We start from the raw sequence: 17,374 nt of genomic DNA, 5'->3' as shown, positions 1-17,374 counted from the left end.
CGGAGAGACGGATCAAGGAAGCAGCGCGCCTTATTGCCAGACCTTGACCTGGAACTCCGGCTGCAGCTTGCCTTGGGAGTCCTTGATCTGCAGCTCGATGTACTTGGGCTCGGTGCCCTTGTCGAACTTGACGGTGGCGCCGCGCTTGTAGTCGCGGAAGTGCGGGCCGCCGCCGGTGAAGAGTGCCACGATCTCGTGCGCGCCCGCCTTCAGGTTGCCGAGGTACAGGCGCTGCACGCCGCCGCGGTGAAGCGCCTTCACTTCGGCCGGGGTGTAGAGGTAGTTGGCGACGACCTTCTCGTCGAGCTTGATCTGCACCGACTCCAGCTCGAAGAGCTTGCCCACGTCCATCGACACGAACACCGCCACCTGCGTGTTGGCCGGGAAGAGCAGCTCCTCTTCGAGCACCAGGAGGTCGCGGTTGAGCTTGATGACGTCGGCCTTGGCTTCCTGCACGCGGGTGTCGAGGCTTGCAGCCGATGCAGCTGAGGCAGGTGCCGCCGCGGCCGAGGCAGCGGCCGGTGCGGCGGTGGCCGCGGCAGGAGCGCTGGCAGCGGCGGTGGGCGCAGGCGTCTGGGCCCACGAGGCCGAGCCGGCCAGCAGCAGCACCGCGGCCAGGCGTTTGCAGCAGGAGATGAAGTTCATAAGGCAGGCTCTCGATCAGAAATTGGCCGACAGGAACAGCTGCACCACGTTGGCATCGTGCTTGTAGGCCTGGCCGGTGCGGATGTCGGTGAAGTCGGAGAACTTGAAGCTCACACGCTCCACGGCGGCATTGAGCTTGAGGTCGTAGCTGCCGGGCACGTGCTTCAGCGTGTAGGTCATCTTGGCGCCCAGGCTCATGCTCTTGAACGTGGCCAGTTGGCGGTTGCGCGACAGGTAGGTCGTGGCGGCCGTGGCGTTGTCGCTGTAGAAAAGCGCCTTGCCCTGGGTGTAGTAGCGGCCGTACCAGTCGACGAGCCAGAGGTCGCCGATCTGGCGGCTGTAGCCGAGCTCGAAGGTGTGGGCCTTGATGGCCCAGTTGTCCCAGAAGTAGCGGTACTCGGCGCGCACCGCATGGCCGGGGTTCACTTCCCCCAGCACACGGAACTTGATGGCGCGGCTGGAGCGCGTGCGCGGGTTGCGCTCCGGCACGGCGGCGCCGAAGGCGCGCGCCACGCGGTAAGGGCTGCCGAGATAGCCGTCGTCGGCCACGGCTTCCCAGTTGACGCTCGCAAGCCAAGTGGGGCTCAGGATCTGCGTGAGGCCCAGGCGGTAGCGCCAGTGCATGGCGTAGTCGATGGTGCCCTCGCCCTTGCGGCCGACCTTGTCTTCGGCGCGGGTGAAGCCGAGCGAGAGCGTGGTCATGCCGCCGAACACTTCCTGCGCCACGTCGACGCTGGTGGCGTCGGCGATGTAGTCGGGCTCCTTCGAGTGCGAGGTGCTGAGCGAGATGGTCGCGTCGCGCACCACGTAGTCGGCGCCGAAGATGTACTCGTTGCGCGTTTCCTTGTAGGGGCTCGCGGTCGTCACCACGTCGATGGAGGCGTTGCTCACGATGTCGACGTAATAGTTGGCCGAGAGCGAGAGGTTCTCGCCGACTTTCTTGCGCACCAGGAACGCCGGGCCGTAGGCCTTCAGGCCACCGCCTTCGTAGACGTGGAGCATCGCGTCGGCGCGGTCTTCGGGGAGGTTGGGCGCAGCACCGGCCACGCCGCTGGCAAGCGCACCGCCGAGAAGGCCGGCCGCCTGCACCGCCGAGCGTGGCTGGCGGCGCAGCACGGCGACGACGCGTCGCAGGCCTGCGGCCAAGGCACGTGCGACGATGCGCACGCCGTCAGTTGCAGCCACAGCCGCCTCCTTGCACGCCGGTCGCGCCACGGCCACCCTCGCGCACTTCGCGCACATGCTCGAAGTGCTTGGCCGACAGGCCGTCGCGCGAGAACTGCATCAGCGGCGAGGCCAGGCGCTCGCGCTCGTAGGGCTTGACCCAGGGCTCGATGCTGCCGCACGCACCCAGCAGGCTTGCAGCCGAGGCCATCAGCCCACAACGCACCGCCACCGACATCAGGCGTCTCATCATCTTTCCTTCAGCAGCTCACGGATCTGCTGGTCGTAGGTGTCTTCGTAGCCGTCTTGATAGCCGCGGTGCACGTAGCGGACCTTCCCGCTGCGGTCGATCACCATCGTCGAGGGCATGCTGTTGAGGTCGTACATCTTGCTCACCGCCTTGTCGGTGTCGAGCAGCACCGGGAAGCTCACCTTCAGCTTGCCGGCCACCTCGGCGGCGTTGCGCACGTCTTCGTCGATGTTGACGCCTAGCAGTACCAGGCCCGACGACTTGTACTTGTCGGCGATGCGGTTCAGGTGCGGCATCTCCTTGCGGCACGGGCCGCACCAGGTGGCCCAGAAGTTGACGAGCACCACCTTGCCGCGCTGCTCTTGCAAGCGCATGTTGGGGCCGTTCAGGGTCTTGAGCGTGAAGTCGGGCGCGTTGGCGCCAACGGGGACCGCGGCACTCGACCAGGTGGCAGCGGCCAGCAACAGTGCGCCCAGCAGCGGCCGCAGCACAGCGGAAGGGGCGAAGCGAACGAAAGTCGAGGTCATGAAAAGCACCTGTCAGAAAAAGAAGGTCGTACCGAGGGTGAACTCGATGTTGTGCGTGCTCTTGCGGCGGCCCAGCAGGTCGTAGGTGAACATGTGGTCGCGCACGTCGATCTGCAGCGCGAACCAGTCGGCGAAGAGCACGCGCGAGCCCACGCCATAGTTGATGGTCTGCTTGCGCTGCTCGAGGAACTTGGTGTTGCCGATGCCGCCGATGAGGTACAGCGCCGAGGCCTTGGCGGTGTTGCGCCAGATGAAGATCTCGCCCGGCAGCGCGTTCCAACCCACCGAGACGTTGTAGTAGCTGAGCGTCTCGGAGCCGCTCGGGAAGATGCCCCCGGGCAGGATCTGCCGGTAGTTCTCGTCGCTGACCTTGGTGCGCGCGTAGACGCCTTCGACGAAGAAATCTTCGGTGATGTGGTAGCCCAGGCGCAGGCCGCTCACTGAGCTGGAGCCGAAGCTCTCGGTGCCGTAGGTGCCGGTGAAGAGACCGAGTTCGAAATCTCTCGACGGGAACTTCGGCACCTTGACGTTGCGCCGGTCGACCTGCGGCACGATCACCTGCTCGTTGGCGGGCTTGTTGTCCTTGTCTTTCTCGTCGGCGGCGCGGGCGCCCGGTGCAGTGCACAGGGCGGCGGCGGCCAGGAGCGAGGCAACGAGCAGCTTGGGGGTCTTGGGCATGGGCGTGTGCACGATGAGACCAATCAGAAGAAGAACGACAGGCCGGCCGTCACCGACCGGTATTCACCGTAGCGGGTGTCAGCGAGGAAGGCCGTGTAGAAGGTGTAGTCGGTGCGCACGACGAAGCGCTCGGTGAGGTAGTAGCGCAGGCCGATCGTGCCGTTGGCGAGGTTCACGTTGGTGAGCTGTGCGCCCACCAGGCTCTGGTTGGGGATGTTCTTGAACTTGCCCATGCCGATGCCGAAGTACGGCGACCAGCGCTTGTCGGACCAGGGTTCGACGTTGAGGTTGAAGTGCCACAGGTCGGTGCCCGAGAAGACGCCCTGCACCTGGCCGATCGTGCCTTCGAGCGAGAGCGTGTCGGAGACGCGGTAGCCCATCCACAGCTTGAGCATCGGCTCCTTCTTGAAGCGGCCATAGCCGGCGCCCATCTCGAGCTTGCGCTTGAGGTAGTCGTCGAGGGCCACGTCGCGGAAGGTCTTCTGCCCGCCGGCTTCGGTGAGGGTGCGCTCGAGCTGCTGGCGCACGACCCAGCCGACCTTGCCGTCGGAGGTGCGGATCTTGAACCAGTCGGTGCGGCGCAGCTCGATCTCGACCCAGTCGGCCCGCTCGACCACGTGGAAGACGGGGTAGCCCCGCCCAGGGCCGGTGTGCACTTCGAGGTAGGGGTCGGCGACCGTCAGCCGCTCGGCTGGGGCATCGGCCGCCTGGGCGGCGCCCACCGCGGCGGCGCCCAGCATCCACGCGCAGGCCACGCTTCGGACGAGACGCGGCACCTTCATGGACAGGCAGGACCGGCAGGCAAGTCGGTGGTGAGTTCGTCCTGCCCCACGGGGATGGGGTTGGTCATCCAGTACAGGAGCTTCTGCACGTTGGGGTCGAGATCATTGGCGAAGATCTGGCCGCCGCCGTGCAGCACGCCGCGCACCAGCGGCTTGGTGATGAGCCGGCTCAGCAGCACGGAATTGAAGGTCACTTCGCCTTGCGCGGAGTAGTAGTTCTTGTACATGTCGCTGGCGCGGATCACATCGGCGGTGCTGGCGAGGTTCACCACAGCCGCCGCCGGCCGCACACGGAAGGCGCCGCCGGCGCCGTTGGCATCGTCATGGCAACCCGCTCCCGCACAGGTGTTGGTGACCGGGGGATTGGAGCCAAGGATCGGCAGCGACGCAAGGAAAATCGGGTTGATGCAGCGCTGGTAGTAGGCGAAGGACAGCGACCGCCCGCCCGTGCCTCCCCCGCTGTTCTGGATGTCGGGCGGGTTGCCCAGCGGCGTCCCGCCGCCGCAACCCGCCACCAGGGCGATCAGCGCCGCGGCGAGCCCCGCCCGCAGGGGGCGGGGGCTGGCAGCAGGCTTGCAAGGTACACGCTTTTCCCGGGTCAGCATCCGCTAGAGATCCAGTTCGCAATCGTCTGGTAGTCGGGGCTACCGACCGGCAGCACGGGCCCAGTGCCACCCATCGGATGCGGGTTGCTCGAAGGCCGGCTCAGCAGGTAGTTCGACGCCGCATTGCAGGTGTTGGAGATCAGCGAGAGTGTCACACCGAAATCGCCCTCGGTGCTGCCCGTCAACACGAAGCGGTTGCCGCGGAACGTCAGCCCGCCCGGCACGGCCGGGTCGATGTTGCCGGCCTGGTGGCACGAGGCGGCACAGCTGCGGCGCAGGATCGGCTGCACGGTGGCGGCGAAGCTCGCCTCCGACAGGCCGTTGATGGCGCGCACGCTGCCGTTCGGGTTGAACGGATCGTTGTAGTACTGGCCACCGAGGTCCATCCACTCGGTCACGAGGCGCAGCTCGGCCTTGTTGAGCATCGCGGCGTGGTTCGGCGCGGTGTTGGGCGGGTTCGGGTGCGCCGTGCGAGCAGCTGCCCCGGCCAGCAGGTTCTCGCCCCACAGGATCTCGCCGAGGCGGCTCTTGCGGGTGCCACCGGCCGAGTTGGCCGCACTGGAGCTGGTTTCCACCAGGGCCGCGCCACGCTCGATCATCGGCTCGCCGTCGCGCACCACGATCTGCGGCAGGCCGGTGGCCTGGTCGATGATCGGGTCGCCCATCACCAATTCTTCATACGAGGTCATGCGACCCGTGCCGGAGGTGGTGTCGCGCAGGTCGAGCACGGCCGCGTCGGCGTGGCAGTTGGTGCAGGTGTGGGCACCCGACGGACCACGGGCACGCGTCCACAGGGGGGCGATGTGCTCGGGGTAGTTGATGATGCCGCGGTGCGTGCCGGTCGTGGCCGGGGCCGGGGTCTGCAGGTCGTCGGCCGGGTTGGCGTTGCCGGTGTAGCGGATCTGGATCGGCGCACGGGCGACGATGCCGCTCTGGGCGGTGTCGGCCCACACGTCGGTGAACTCCAGGTTGGCCTGCAGGGCCAGCGCCGCCGGGGTCTGGCGGGTGCGGGTCGAGGCCATCGTTTCACCCGTCTGGTGGTCGGACGCCAGGGCCGCGACCAGCGCCGCCGGCATGGTGTTGACCACGACGCCGGAGTTCAGCGAGGCACCACGGCGCGGGCTGTGGCAGCCGTCGCAGGTGCGGCGCTCGCCGGGGCGCACTTGAATCCAGTTGGTGTGCGTCTGGATCGCGCGGCCCTTGCTGTCGATGATCGACAGCGCGAGCGGCGTGTCGGCCGGCACGTGCAGCTTGAACGAACCGTCGGGCTCCACCGGCGCATAGCCGAGGATCTGCTGCTGCTCGAATTCGGTCTCGCCGATCGAGCTGCGCAGGCCGGTCATGCCCTGCGGCGGGGCGACGGCGCGCATGGCACGCACGAAGCGCACCGGGGTGCAGTGGTAGGCCGGGTTGGCCGGGTCCTTGATGGCGGCGATGTCGGCCACCGAGCTGCGGGTCTCGCTCTCTTCGGCCGGCGGCGTGGTCATCGCGATGCCACGGGCGCAGCCGGTGGGGCGATCGGCGTCGGTCAGCATCATCTCGCTCATGCGGCCGAGACCGTCGGTGTCATAGACGCTGCGCACTTCGATCAGCGCCATGTTCTGCGCGGCGAGCGTGGCATCGACAGCCACCGGCGGGGTGGCATTGGGCTCGGCACGCGCTTGGATCGCGATCGGGTCGGTGTACATGAAGCCCGACGGCGGCGCGGCCACCGGCAGCCAGGTCTGGTTGGCCGGGTTGTACATGTAGATGCCGTAGGCGGCCGGGGCGTTGTCGCGCACGGTGTCGAGGGCGATGTCGGCGGCGAGGCGGGTGCGATCGCTCAGGCGGTCGCGCTCGGCCTGGGTCAGCGTGGCGCAAGGCACCACCTGGCCGTTGCGCGTGACTTCGCAGGGGCGATAGGCCACGAGGATGCGGTTGGTGCCGTCCCACAGCGGGTACGGCGTGGTCACGCGGCCGAAGGCCGACAGGCCCATGCCGTCGTTCAGCGCCTGCGCCGTCACCTGGCGCTGGCCGCCCGTGGCCGAAGCGGTCACGAAGGCGCGGGTGTTGTTCTCCGAGTAGTTGAACGCGTCGATCACCATCAGCGCGCCACCTTCCTGGGTGCGCGACAGCGGCATCAGCGAGCTGGAAATGTGGCCGCGGTAGGGACCGTTCGGGTCCATGTCGCGCGGGTGCAGGAAGCTGTTGCCCGGGCTTTGCGCACCGTAGAGCACGAACATGTCGGTGCCGTCGGGCTTGGCGCGGAAGACGGCGAAGCGGTTGCGATCGCCCACGTGCTCCCAGCGCGAGAACATGATGTCGCCGTTCGGGCGCACCACCGGGTTGCGGTCGTGGCTCTGGTTGAACGAGATCTGCTGGATGTTGCCGCCGTTGGCGTCCATCGTGTGCAGGTTCATCACCGCCTCGCGCTCGTATTCGTCGAGCGCCTTGTAGGCCTGGCCGAGCGCCTGGTTGGAGCGGGCCTTTTCCTGGCGGTTGGACGAGAACACGAAGCCCGCGCCGCCCGGCAGGTAGTACGGGTCGGCGTCGTCGTGCTGGTTGGAGCTGGTGATGCGACGCAGCGTGCCGTTGGCCAGCCCGTTGGTCATGTCGTATTCCCAGATGTTCCAGCGGCCGGTACAGGCGGCCACGCCGTTGATCGTGGAGGTGTTGGAGGTGGGGCAGCGCAGCGCGAAGACGATCTTCTTGCCGTCATACGAGACCTCGGGGTCGGAGGCGTCACCGTTGCCTTGCGTGATGCCGGCGGTGACGTTGTGCTCCTGGGCGCTGGCCGACGATTTCTCGCGGATGATCAGATCGCCGCCCGCCGCGGTGGGGGCACCGTCGGTGGGGTTCATGCTGAGGGTCGTCGAGCGCTTCACGTAGGCCACGGGCACGTCGCCGTTGACCGTGACGGTGTCGTCCGAGCTCGTGCTGCTGCTGCCGCTGCCGCAACCGGCGAGCACCAGGCTCGCACACACGGCAACGCATGCCAGCGCATGCTTATGTGTCAGGACTTCTTTCATATTCACCTCCTATTGAGTCCGATTCGTCTTCAACACCTGCCGGTCACTGCGACGGCGCAGCCGCGCCATCCAGCAACCCGGACGAGTAGTGCAACGCCCCTTGCGCGTCGACCACCACCGCATCCACACCCGGCTGCGACTCGACGAGCCGCATGCCAGCTTCCAAACCCATCACGAAGAGGCACTTCGACAGTGCCTCGCTGGTCAACCCATCGGCCGCGAGGATCGTCACGCTGCGCAGAGCGCGCGGCGAACGGCCGGTGCGGGGGTCGAGCAGGTGGTGATGGCGCACGCCGTCTTCGATGAAGAAGCGCTCGTAGTCACCCGAGGTCGAGATCGACGTGTCTTCGAGCGGCAGCACCGCCACCACGCCGCTGTCGCGTTGCGGGTCGCGGATGCCGATGCTCCAGGGGCGGCCACCGCGGTCGCCCATCACATAACTGTCGCCACCGGCTGCCACCGACGCGTTGGCGATGCCCATGCGGCGCAGGATGGCCACGCTGTTGTCGACCGCATGGCCCTTGGCGAAGCCGCCGAGGTCGATGCGCACACCGTCGCGGGCAAAGCGCAGGGTGCGCTGCTCGCGGTCGAGGATGAGGTGGCGCCAGCCGACGGTCGGCTTTGCCGCGGCCACGGCCTCGTCGCTCGGCTTGATGCCGGCGCGGTAGTCATACAGCTGGCCGACGCCGGCGTAGGTGATGTCGAACGCGCCGTCGGACAGCTTCGAGAAGTCGATCGCCCGCGACACCAGCCGAGCCATCTCGGCACTCAGCGGCACGGCGTGGCGTGCGGCTTCGCGGTTGATGACGGAGAGTTCGGAGTCCGGCTTGTGCGGGCTCATGGTGCGGTCGATGCGGTGCATCTCGGCCATCACGGCGTCGAGTGCCGCCTCGCCCTGCTGGCGCTCGGGGGCCCACAGCTCCACGCGCACCGCGGTGCCCATGATGGCTTCCTCACGGCTCATCCACTCGCCCTGCGCCTGCGAACGGCCCCACGCGCGGCTCGGAGCCGCGGCTGGGGTGTCGCTCTGGACACGGGGCTTGGAGAAACCGAACAGCATGGCTATTCCAGTCGCTCCGAACGATTGCTGATGAGGATCAAGACGCTCTCCGTGGTGTTGTCTCAGGCTTCTGGTTGCGACACGCACAATCGAAGCCCTCTTTGTCGTCGGCCGGATCATCGACCCTCAGAAGCGAAAAAATAACGTCAATAGTTGGCAAACGTGAGCAGGCTTACATACGGTCGCAGAAGATACGGGGTGACCTTTGGTGTATGCGCACTTGCTACAAGAACGGAACTTGGCGCAACGGAAGCGGCACTCAGGCTGCGCGGATAATCCGCCCCTGGCCACTGGCTTCAACGGCCGGCTTCAACCTCAACGCGAGCCTCTGCTCACATGAAACCTCGACACAAGCGCATCGCGATCATCGTGGGCGCACTCGCCGGCCTGGGCATTGCCACCGCGCTCGTGCTCAACGCCCTCCAGAGCAACGTCGCCTTCTTCTTCACACCGACCCAGGTGGCCGCCGGCGAAGCGCCGAAGAACCGGGCCTTCCGCGTGGGCGGCATGGTGCGCGAGGGCAGCGTCAAGCGTGACCAGATGACGGTGCACTTCGTCGTGACCGACACCGCGAAAGACGTGCGTGTCACCTACACCGGCATCCTTCCTGACCTCTTCAAGGAAGGCAAAGGCGCCGTGGTGCAAGGCAAGTTCAACCCCGACGGCGAGTTCCATGCCACCGAGGTGCTGGCCAAGCACGACGAGAACTACATGCCGCCCGAGGCCCAGCACGCGGTCGACGAGGCGCACAAGGCCGCGAAGACCGTCAACAAGAAATAACGGCCGGCCACACAAGAAGCGAGACAACGCCCATGACCCCAGAACTCGGCCACCTGGCCCTCATCCTTGCGCTGCTGGTGGCGCTCGTGCAAGGCGTGCTGCCGATCGTCGGCGCGCAGCGTGGCCACGTCGGCTGGATGGCCCTCGCCCGGCCGGCCGCACAGACGCAGTTCCTGCTGGTGGCCTTCGCCTTCGGCTGCCTGATGCACGCCTTCATCGCCAACGACTTCTCGGTGCAGTACGTGGCGCAGCACTCCAACTCCAAGCTGCCCACCGCCTACCGCGCCGCGGCGGTGTGGGGCGGCCACGAAGGCTCGCTGCTGCTGTGGCTGCTGATGCTGACCGGATGGTCGTGCGCGGTGAGCCTCTTGTCGCGCCAGCTGCCGCAGGCGATGGTGGCGCGGGTGCTGGGCGTGCTGGGCCTGGTGGCGGTGGGCTTCCTGCTCTTCATGCTGCTGACCTCCAACCCGTTCGACCGCCAGCTCCCCGGCGCACAAGACGGCGCCGACCTCAACCCGCTGCTGCAGGACCCGGGCCTCGTCGTCCACCCACCGATGCTCTACATGGGCTACGTGGGCTTCTCGGTCGCCTTCGCGTTCGCCATCGCGGCGCTGCTGGCCGGCCGGCTCGACGCCGCCTGGGCCCGCTGGTCGCGCCCCTGGACCAACGTCGCCTGGGTCTTCCTCACCCTCGGCATCGCGCTCGGCTCGTACTGGGCCTACTACGAGCTGGGCTGGGGCGGCTGGTGGTTCTGGGACCCGGTGGAAAACGCCTCCTTCATGCCCTGGCTCATCGGCACCGCGCTGATCCACTCGCTCGCCGTGACCGAAAAGCGCGGCAGCTTCAAGAACTGGACGGTGCTGCTCGCCATCGCGGCCTTCTCGCTCTCGCTGCTGGGCACCTTCCTCGTGCGCTCGGGCGTCTTGACCTCGGTGCACGCCTTCGCCACCGACCCGCGCCGCGGCATCTTCATCCTCGCCTTCCTGGTGGTGGTGATCGGCGGCTCGCTCACGCTCTTTGCCTGGCGCGCCGCCAAGGTGAGCATGGGTGGCGCCTTCGCCCTCTTCTCGCGCGAGACGCTGCTGCTGGTCAACAACGTGCTGCTGGCCGTGGCCTGCGGCTCGGTGCTGCTGGGCACGCTCTACCCGCTGCTGATCGACGCGCTCGGCATGGGCAAACTCTCGGTCGGCCCGCCCTACTTCAACTCGGTCTTCGTGCCGATCATGCTGCCGCTGCTCTTCCTGCTGGCCGTCGGGCCGCTCGCCCGCTGGAAGCACGCCGATGCGCGCGACATGGCACGGCGCCTGCGCCTGGCCGCGGTGATCGCCGTGGTGGCCGGCGTCGGCCTGCCCTTCCTGGTGGGCGATCACTGGAGCCCGCTGGTCGCGCTCGGCCTGCTGCTGGCGGTGTGGATCTTCGCCAGCAGCGCCTTCCAGATCCGCGAACGCCTGCGCTCCGGCTGGCCGCCGCGCTCTTACTGGGGCATGCACATCGCGCACATCGGCATGGCGGTCTTCGTGGTCGGCGTGACCATGGTCAAGGGCTACGAGGTCGAGAAAGACGTGCGCATGGCGGTGGGTGACACCGTCGAGATGGGCGGCTACACCTTCCGCCTCGATGGCGTGCGCCAGGTGGAAGGCCCCAACTACACCGCCGCCCGTGGCGACGTGGCGCTGATCAAGGACAAGGTCGAGCTGCGCCACCTGCACCCCGAGAAGCGCAACTACTTCTCGTCGCAGATGCCGATGACCGAGACCGCCATCGACACCGGCTTCACCCGCGACCTCTACGTCTCGCTCGGTGAGGCGCTCGACACCGAAGGCCGCGTGTGGAGCGTGCGCGTCTACTACAAACCCTTCGTCATGTGGATCTGGAGCGGCTGCCTGCTGATGGCGCTCGGTGGCGGCATCGCCGCGGCCGACCGGCGCTACCGCCTGAAGCAGAAGAGTGCGGTGGCGGTGCAGGGAGCCCCGGCATGAAGAAGCGCTACCTGCTGATCCCGCTAGTGCTCTTCATCGTGCTGGCGGTCTTTCTCGCCATCGGCCTGAACCGCGACCCGCGCGAAGTGCCCTCGCCGCTCGTCGGCAAGCCCGCACCGGCCTTCACCCTGCCCCAGCTTCAGAAGGAAGGCAGCTTCAGCCCGAAAGACATGGCCGGCAAGGTGTGGCTGCTCAACGTGTGGGCCTCGTGGTGCGTGTCGTGCCGCGTCGAGCACCCGGTGCTGGTCGACCTCGCCAAGCGCAAGGTCGCCCCCATCGTCGGCCTCGACTACAAAGACCAGCGCCCCGAAGCCCTCAACTGGCTGGCCCGCCACGGCGACCCCTACGACCTCTCGGCCGTCGACGCCGACGGCCGCGTGGGCATCGACTACGGCGTCTATGGCGTGCCCGAGACCTACGTGATCGACAAGGCCGGCGTGATCCGCTTCAAGCAGATCGGCCCGGTGACGCCCGAGGTGCTCGACAAGAAGATCCTGCCGCTCATCGCGGAGCTGCAGAAATGAGCGCCAAGCACGTGTTCCTGGCGCTGTCGCTGGCGCTCATGGCCGCGGCTGCGCCCGCCAAGGACGCCGCCCCGCTCGCCGAAGACCCGGCTGTCGAGGCCCGCCTCGTGCACATCAGCGAAGAGCTGCGCTGCCTGGTCTGCCAGAACGAATCGCTCGCCGGCTCGCGCGCCGACCTGGCGCTCGACCTCAAGCGCGAGATCCGCACGATGATCAAGCAGGGGCAGACCGACCAGGAGATCCGCGATTTCCTCGTCAACCGCTACGGCGATTTCGTGCTCTACCGCCCGCCCGTCAAGCCGACCACCTGGCTGCTGTGGGGTGGGCCTTTCGTGCTGATGGTGGGTGGGGTGATCGCCCTCATCGCCTTCCTGCGCCGCCGCAAGCCCGCCGAGGCAGCCCTCACACCCGAAGAACAACGAAGAGCGGAAGCTCTGCTGAATGACAAGCGCGAGGCGCAGGCCTCGCTTAAGGGAGACTCCTGATGGGCGGATTCGTCCTGGCCGCAGCCATTCTGGTCGCGGTCACCCTGGTGGTACTGCTGCGCCCGTGGAACCGCAAGCCCAAGCCCGCGGCGGGCAGCACGAGCGACATCAACGCGGGCATCTACCGCGACCAGCTGGCCGAGCTCGACCGCGACCTCGCGGCCGGCACGCTCAGCACGGAAGACCACGCCCAGGCCCGCGCCGAACTGCAGCGCCGCCTGCTCGATGACGTGTCGGCCACCGATGCGCCCACCACGGCTGCCGGGGGTATGAAGCACACCGCGCTGCTGCTCGCCGTCACGCTGCCGCTGGCCGCAGCCGGGCTGTACGCCTGGCTCGGCACGCCCGCCGCGCTCGACCCGCTCGCACGCGCCGCCCCCACGCAGCAGAACGTCGAGAAGATGGTGGCCGACCTGGCCGCCCGCATGGAGAAGAACCCCGACCCGCGCGGCTTCGTCGTGCTCGCCCGCAGCTACCGCGCCATGGGCCGCCTGCCCGAAGCCGAAGCGGCGTTCGAACGCATCGGCCCGGCCCTGCAGGAAAACGCCACGCTGCTGGCCGAATACGCCGACGTGCTGGCGTCGCGCGCGATGGGCAACCTCGAAGGCAAGCCGATGGCGCTCGTCAACCAGGCGCTCAAGGTCGAGCCGGAGAACCCGATGGCGCTCTCGCTGGCCGCCACGGCCGCCTACAACCGCGGCGACTACGCGCAGGCCATCGCCCGCTGGCAGCAGATTCAGCGTGTGGTGCCGCCCGATTCCGAAGACGCACGCTGGCTCACCGATGCCATCGCGAAGACGCGCGAGCACCTGGCGGGCGTCGGCGGTGCCGGGGCCAAGACACCCGCGGCCCCGTCGGCCACCACACCGCCGGCCCCCAGCCCCACGACCGCCGCCGCCGGGGCGAGCGTCAGCGGGCGCGTGAGCCTCGCGCCCGCATTGGCCGCCAAGGTCCAGCCGGGCGACACCGTCTTCATCTTCGCGCGCAACCCGCAAGGCTCGCGCCTGCCGCTGGCCGTGCAGCGCATCCAGGTGTCGGCCCTGCCCTTCAGCTTCAAGCTCGACGACAGCATGGCCATGAGCCCCGAGGCCAAGATCTCCGGCGCGAGCGAAGTGCGCATCGAAGCGCGTGTCTCGCGCAGCGGCAACGCCACGCCGCAATCGGGCGACCTCACCGGCGCGAGCGCCACGGTCAAGCCCGGGGCCGACAAGGTCGAGGTCGTGATCGACCAGGTGCGGCCGTAAGGGGAACGCTCGTGGGCGCGGCCGAACTCCATCGCTGCGACGTGATGGCGGCCCCGTGGCCCGGCGTGCACTTCACCCACATCGCAAGCGCGCGCCACTTCCCGCGCCACTGGCATGACACCTACGGCATCGGCCTGATCGATGACGGCGCCCACCATTCGGCCAGCGGCCGTGGTGCGGTGCAGGCCTACGCAGGCGACCTCATCAGCACCAACCCCGGCGAAGTACACGACGGCCGCCCGCACGGCGCGCCGGCCCGTCGCTGGCGCATGGTCTACATGGACGCCGCCGCGCTGCAGGCCAGCACGCTGGCGCCGGGCGACACCGCCAGCACCGCCCTCGCCCTCACGCAGCCGGTGTTCGACGACCCACGGCTGCGTCACGCCCTGCGCCGCCTTTTCGCCCTGGCGCAGGACGCGGAAGCGCTGGCCCTCGACGAAGCCTGGGCCTCCATCTGCGGGCAGCTGCTGGCGCGTCATGCGGGCCTCGCAGCCAGCCGCCCAGCGGCCTCGCCGGCCCTGCACCAGGTGCGCGATCAGCTGGCCGACGACCTGACCCACACCCCCTCGCTCGCCGAGCTGGCCACCCTCGCCGGCCTGAGCCGCTTCCAGGTGCTACGGCATTTCGCCGACGCCTACGGCATGCCGCCCCATGCCTGGCTGCGCCAGCAGCGGGTGCTGCGCGCGCGGGCGCTCATCGCGTCGGGCATCGGGCTGGCCGAGGCCGCGGCCGCCTGCGGCTTCGCCGACCAGAGCCACATGACGCGCAGCTTCGTGCAGCAGTTCGGCTTCACGCCCGGCGCCTGGCAACACGCCTCGCTGCAATAGCGTTCAAGACCGCGGCGGTCCAGCGGCCGAGACTGCGGCCCTCGCCACCTCTTGCCGCTTCAGATGAACCACGCTTACGTCCACGGCTACGCCGACCGTGAACAGGAACGACTGCACGACCAGGCCCGCACGCTGTCGGACCTGCTGCACCACGACACCCACTACCCCGAAGCTTGCTCCGTGCTTGAAGCCGGATGCGGCACCGGCGCCCAGACGCTCGAACTCGCCACTCGCAGCCCCGGAGCCCGCTTCACCTGCATCGACATCTCGGCCGCCTCTCTGGCCGTGGCGAGCCGGCGCGCGGCCGATGCCGGGCTGCGCAACGTCGAGTTCCAGCAGGCCGACCTGCGCACCCTGCCTTTCGCCGACGGCTCGTTCGACCACGTGTTCGTGTGCTTCGTGCTCGAACATCTGGCCGACCCCACCGACACCCTGCGCACCCTGCTGCGCCTGATCAAACCCGGTGGCACGCTGACCGCCATCGAAGGCGACCACGGCTCGGTGATGTTCCACCCGGAGCACCCGGCCGCGCGCCATGCGATCGACTGCCAGGTGAAACTGCAGGCGCGAGCCGGTGGCAACGCGCTCATCGGTCGCAAGCTCTATCCCTTGCTTCAAGCGGCTGGCGGGCAAGACGTGCAGGTCTCGCCACGCTTCGTCTATGCCGATGCGAGCCGGCCCGCGTGGGTCGAAGGCTTCACCCGCAAGACCTTCACCGCCATGATCGAAGGCGTGCGCGACGACGCCATCGCGGCGGGCCTGTCGACCCCCGCGGACTTCGACGCCGGGGTGCAGGCCCTGCACCGCACCGCCCAGGCCGACGGGGTGTTCTGCTACACCTTCTTCAAGGCGGTGGCGCAGCCGGCGTGACGGGATCTGGCGCCCCGGCCACCTGGCAGGCGGGGCTTCGCGGCAACGGCAGCGTCTGCGCCATGCGGTGCCAGAGGTCGTTCCACGCCGGCCAGTCGTGCCCACCGGGCGCGGTGAACACCTGGGCTGGCGGCAGCGACTGGCTGAAGAGCCGGTTGTTGTAGGCGAAGCGGTCGTCGACGCCATACCCCTGCACGATGCGCAGCGGCGCGGCACCGGGGGCCGATTGTTTTTTCAGCCAGCGCCACAGCCGCACGTCCAGCTCCTCGTCAGCGCGGCGCTCCGGCGCTGGCCATTGCGCGAGCCCGCCGGCGTTCTCGATCTCGAGCGCGGTGAGCCGCGTGCCGAGGAAGGGCGCCAGCAGCACCACGCCATCGAGCGCCTGCGGGTGCTCGTCGGCATACAGCATCGCGCCCACCGCCCCGAGCGAGATGCCGACCAGCCAGATCTGGCGCACACCGCGCGCCCGCGCGGGCTGCACCACGTCGGCATGGAGGCGCTCGATGATGGTCCGGTCGCGGTAGTAGCCCAGGTGCGCATCGACGAGCAGCACATCGGCCGCCACCTGCCGAGCGCGCAAGGTGCGCACGAAGCCTTCGCGCTGGAACTCCTCGGGCAAGGAATACGAGCCGGGCAGCATCACGATCAGCGTGTCGACCGGGCCGCAGGGCGCGGGCTGCTCGAGGGTGCGCAAGGGCACGACCGACGGGCGCACGGTCTCGCATCCGGCCAAGCCAAGCGTGAGTGCGGCACTGGCCGCAACAGCGAGGGCGCGGCCGTTCATCGGGTGCTGAAGAAGTCCCAGATCAGGTCGGTGGCCGAGATCGCACTCGAGCCCCGGCCGCGCCCACGCGGCTTGGCGCCACCGGGCCAGGAGTGGCCGCCCGTCTCGGTGACGCAGAGCTTGACCTCGGTGCCCTGGCCACGGCAGCCCGTGTAGGCCTCGCAGTAGGCACCCGGCACTTCGAACACACGCTGCGGCGTGCGCTGGCAGCCGTTGAGCTGCACCCATTTCGAGATCGAGTCGGGCACCGACACGAAGGCGGTCACCGCACGCGACTTGCGCCCGGCGCCGCCCTCGAACAGCTCCAGCTCGTCGTCGCGCGCGTGAATGTGCAGCACCGACACCGGCGAGGCGGGCTGGCAGCTGCGGGTGTTGTCGGTGCCGGCCACCGCGGCGATGGCGCGGAAGGTCTCCGGCATCTCGCACGCCAGGCGGTAGCTCATCATCGCGCCGTTGGACATGCCGCTCGCATAGAAGCGCTTCGCGTCGATGCCCGGCTGCATGCTCAGGCGTTTGACGATCTCGCGGATGAAGCCCACGTCGTCGGCGTTTTCATCGCGGGCGAGGCCGCAGCAGTTGCCGGCGTTCCAGGTGGCGAGCTTGCCGCCGCGGAAACGGCTGTAGCCGTTGGGGAACACCACCACGTAGCCCGCCGCGTCGGCCTTGGCGACCTGGCCGTAGAAGCGGTCGTCGGACTGGATGTCCATGTTGCCGCCACCGCCGTGCAGGGCAAACACCACCGGCATCGGCTTGTCGGCCGAAAAGCCCGGCGGCACGTGCACGCGGTACTGTCGGGGCTTGCCGCCGTGCTCGATGGAGAACGTGTGGTCGCCCGGGCCGCTGATGGTGCCTTCGGCAGCGTGCGATGGCGCCAGCCACGCCAAGGCCATCGACAGCAGCAGCGCGAGCCGCATCGCCACCTTACTTCGCACCCTTGGCCGCCTCGGCCTGGCGCTTGTACTCATCGTGCGACATGTTGGCATTCGCGATGCAGCGCCTCTGCTCCTGCATGTCGACGATCTTGCGGCACTCGTTGCGCTGCATCTCCTGGCCCGTGCCGTAGAGCTGCTGCGACGAACAGGCCTGCAGCAGCAGTGCCATCAGGGTGACCAACATGACGGAGAGATGACGCACGCGAAGGCTCCGGTTGTGAGATCAGGGC

At 68.4% G+C, this 17,374-nt stretch carries 19 protein-coding genes; 7 read left to right on the top strand and 12 right to left on the bottom strand.

Going from position 1 to position 17,374, the window contains the following annotated elements:
• Positions 1-30 precede the first annotated feature (30 nt).
• Genes KF892_01145 through KF892_01105 form a run of 9 tightly spaced genes read right to left on the bottom strand, consistent with a single transcriptional unit; the run spans position 31 to position 8,719 of the window.
• Positions 31-618: an AraC family transcriptional regulator gene (locus KF892_01145; GenBank protein ID MBX3623590.1), complete on the bottom strand. Its 588-nt coding sequence runs from the start codon at positions 616-618 to the stop codon at positions 31-33.
• 42 nt (positions 619-660) lie between these two features.
• Positions 661-1,887, bottom strand: a complete 1,227-nt coding sequence (locus KF892_01140) for a DUF3570 domain-containing protein (GenBank protein MBX3623589.1) — start codon at positions 1,885-1,887, stop codon at positions 661-663.
• Positions 1,817-2,059, bottom strand: a complete 243-nt coding sequence (locus KF892_01135; GenBank protein MBX3623588.1) for a DUF4266 domain-containing protein — start codon at positions 2,057-2,059, stop codon at positions 1,817-1,819. Before KF892_01135 ends, KF892_01140 begins: the two co-directional genes overlap by 71 nt.
• Positions 2,059-2,586, bottom strand: coding sequence for a TlpA family protein disulfide reductase (locus KF892_01130; protein MBX3623587.1), 528 nt, complete (start codon positions 2,584-2,586; stop codon positions 2,059-2,061). The genes KF892_01135 and KF892_01130 overlap by 1 nt, the downstream gene beginning before the upstream one ends.
• A 12-nt stretch (positions 2,587-2,598) precedes the next feature.
• Entirely contained in the window at positions 2,599-3,264 is a 666-nt protein-coding gene (locus tag KF892_01125) for an outer membrane beta-barrel domain-containing protein (GenBank protein ID MBX3623586.1), read from the bottom strand.
• 23 nt (positions 3,265-3,287) lie between these two features.
• Entirely contained in the window at positions 3,288-4,004 is a 717-nt protein-coding gene (locus KF892_01120; GenBank protein ID MBX3623585.1) for a hypothetical protein, read from the bottom strand.
• Between the two features lie 38 nt (positions 4,005-4,042).
• Positions 4,043-4,651, bottom strand: coding sequence for a hypothetical protein (locus KF892_01115; GenBank protein ID MBX3623584.1), 609 nt, complete (start codon positions 4,649-4,651; stop codon positions 4,043-4,045).
• Positions 4,645-7,659, bottom strand: coding sequence for a hypothetical protein (locus KF892_01110; protein MBX3623583.1), 3,015 nt, complete (start codon positions 7,657-7,659; stop codon positions 4,645-4,647). Before KF892_01110 ends, KF892_01115 begins: the two co-directional genes overlap by 7 nt.
• A 43-nt stretch (positions 7,660-7,702) precedes the next feature.
• A complete protein-coding gene (locus KF892_01105) occupies positions 7,703-8,719 on the bottom strand; it encodes an FAD:protein FMN transferase (protein ID MBX3623582.1) in 1,017 nt (338 codons plus the stop codon).
• Positions 8,720-9,055: 336 nt separating this feature from the next.
• Here KF892_01105 and ccmE point away from each other — a divergent pair, with 336 nt between their 5' ends.
• The 7 genes from ccmE (at position 9,056) to KF892_01070 (ending at position 15,428) form a co-directional block, all read left to right on the top strand.
• A complete protein-coding gene (ccmE, locus tag KF892_01100) occupies positions 9,056-9,499 on the top strand; it encodes a cytochrome c maturation protein CcmE (protein ID MBX3623581.1) in 444 nt (147 codons plus the stop codon).
• Positions 9,500-9,531: 32 nt separating this feature from the next.
• A complete protein-coding gene (locus KF892_01095) occupies positions 9,532-11,478 on the top strand; it encodes a heme lyase CcmF/NrfE family subunit (protein ID MBX3623580.1) in 1,947 nt (648 codons plus the stop codon).
• Complete coding sequence (locus KF892_01090; protein ID MBX3623579.1) at positions 11,475-12,002, top strand: DsbE family thiol:disulfide interchange protein; 528 nt, start codon at positions 11,475-11,477, stop codon at positions 12,000-12,002. The genes KF892_01095 and KF892_01090 overlap by 4 nt, the downstream gene beginning before the upstream one ends.
• Positions 11,999-12,487 (top strand): cytochrome c-type biogenesis protein CcmH, encoded by a 489-nt coding sequence (locus KF892_01085; GenBank protein MBX3623578.1) that lies wholly within the window; start codon positions 11,999-12,001, stop codon positions 12,485-12,487. Before KF892_01090 ends, KF892_01085 begins: the two co-directional genes overlap by 4 nt.
• A complete protein-coding gene (gene ccmI, locus KF892_01080; protein ID MBX3623577.1) occupies positions 12,487-13,731 on the top strand; it encodes a c-type cytochrome biogenesis protein CcmI in 1,245 nt (414 codons plus the stop codon). The genes KF892_01085 and ccmI overlap by 1 nt, the downstream gene beginning before the upstream one ends.
• A 44-nt stretch (positions 13,732-13,775) precedes the next feature.
• Positions 13,776-14,558, top strand: a complete 783-nt coding sequence (locus KF892_01075; protein MBX3623576.1) for an AraC family transcriptional regulator — start codon at positions 13,776-13,778, stop codon at positions 14,556-14,558.
• Between the two features lie 63 nt (positions 14,559-14,621).
• On the top strand, positions 14,622-15,428 hold the full coding sequence (locus KF892_01070) for a methyltransferase domain-containing protein (protein ID MBX3623575.1): 807 nt from the start codon (positions 14,622-14,624) through the stop codon (positions 15,426-15,428).
• Here KF892_01070 and KF892_01065 read toward each other — a convergent pair.
• From KF892_01065 to KF892_01055, 3 genes are read right to left on the bottom strand one after another with little or no spacing between them, the layout of a single operon-like run.
• Entirely contained in the window at positions 15,403-16,212 is an 810-nt protein-coding gene (locus KF892_01065) for an alpha/beta hydrolase (GenBank protein MBX3623574.1), read from the bottom strand. The two genes, KF892_01070 and KF892_01065, sit on opposite strands and share 26 nt — an antisense overlap.
• The gene (locus KF892_01060; protein MBX3623573.1) at positions 16,209-17,126 is read right to left on the bottom strand and encodes a hypothetical protein; all 918 of its coding nucleotides are present in this window, start codon (positions 17,124-17,126) and stop codon (positions 16,209-16,211) included. Before KF892_01060 ends, KF892_01065 begins: the two co-directional genes overlap by 4 nt.
• Before the next feature lie 7 nt (positions 17,127-17,133).
• On the bottom strand, positions 17,134-17,328 hold the full coding sequence (locus KF892_01055; GenBank protein ID MBX3623572.1) for a hypothetical protein: 195 nt from the start codon (positions 17,326-17,328) through the stop codon (positions 17,134-17,136).
• Between the last annotated feature and the right edge of the window lie 46 nt (positions 17,329-17,374).

This window comes from Rhizobacter sp. (assembly GCA_019635355.1).
In the GTDB taxonomy this organism is placed as follows: Bacteria; Pseudomonadota; Gammaproteobacteria; order Burkholderiales; family Burkholderiaceae_C; genus Rhizobacter.
Note: the sequence above shows the minus strand (reverse complement) of the source record. Positions and strands in the feature narration are given on the sequence as shown.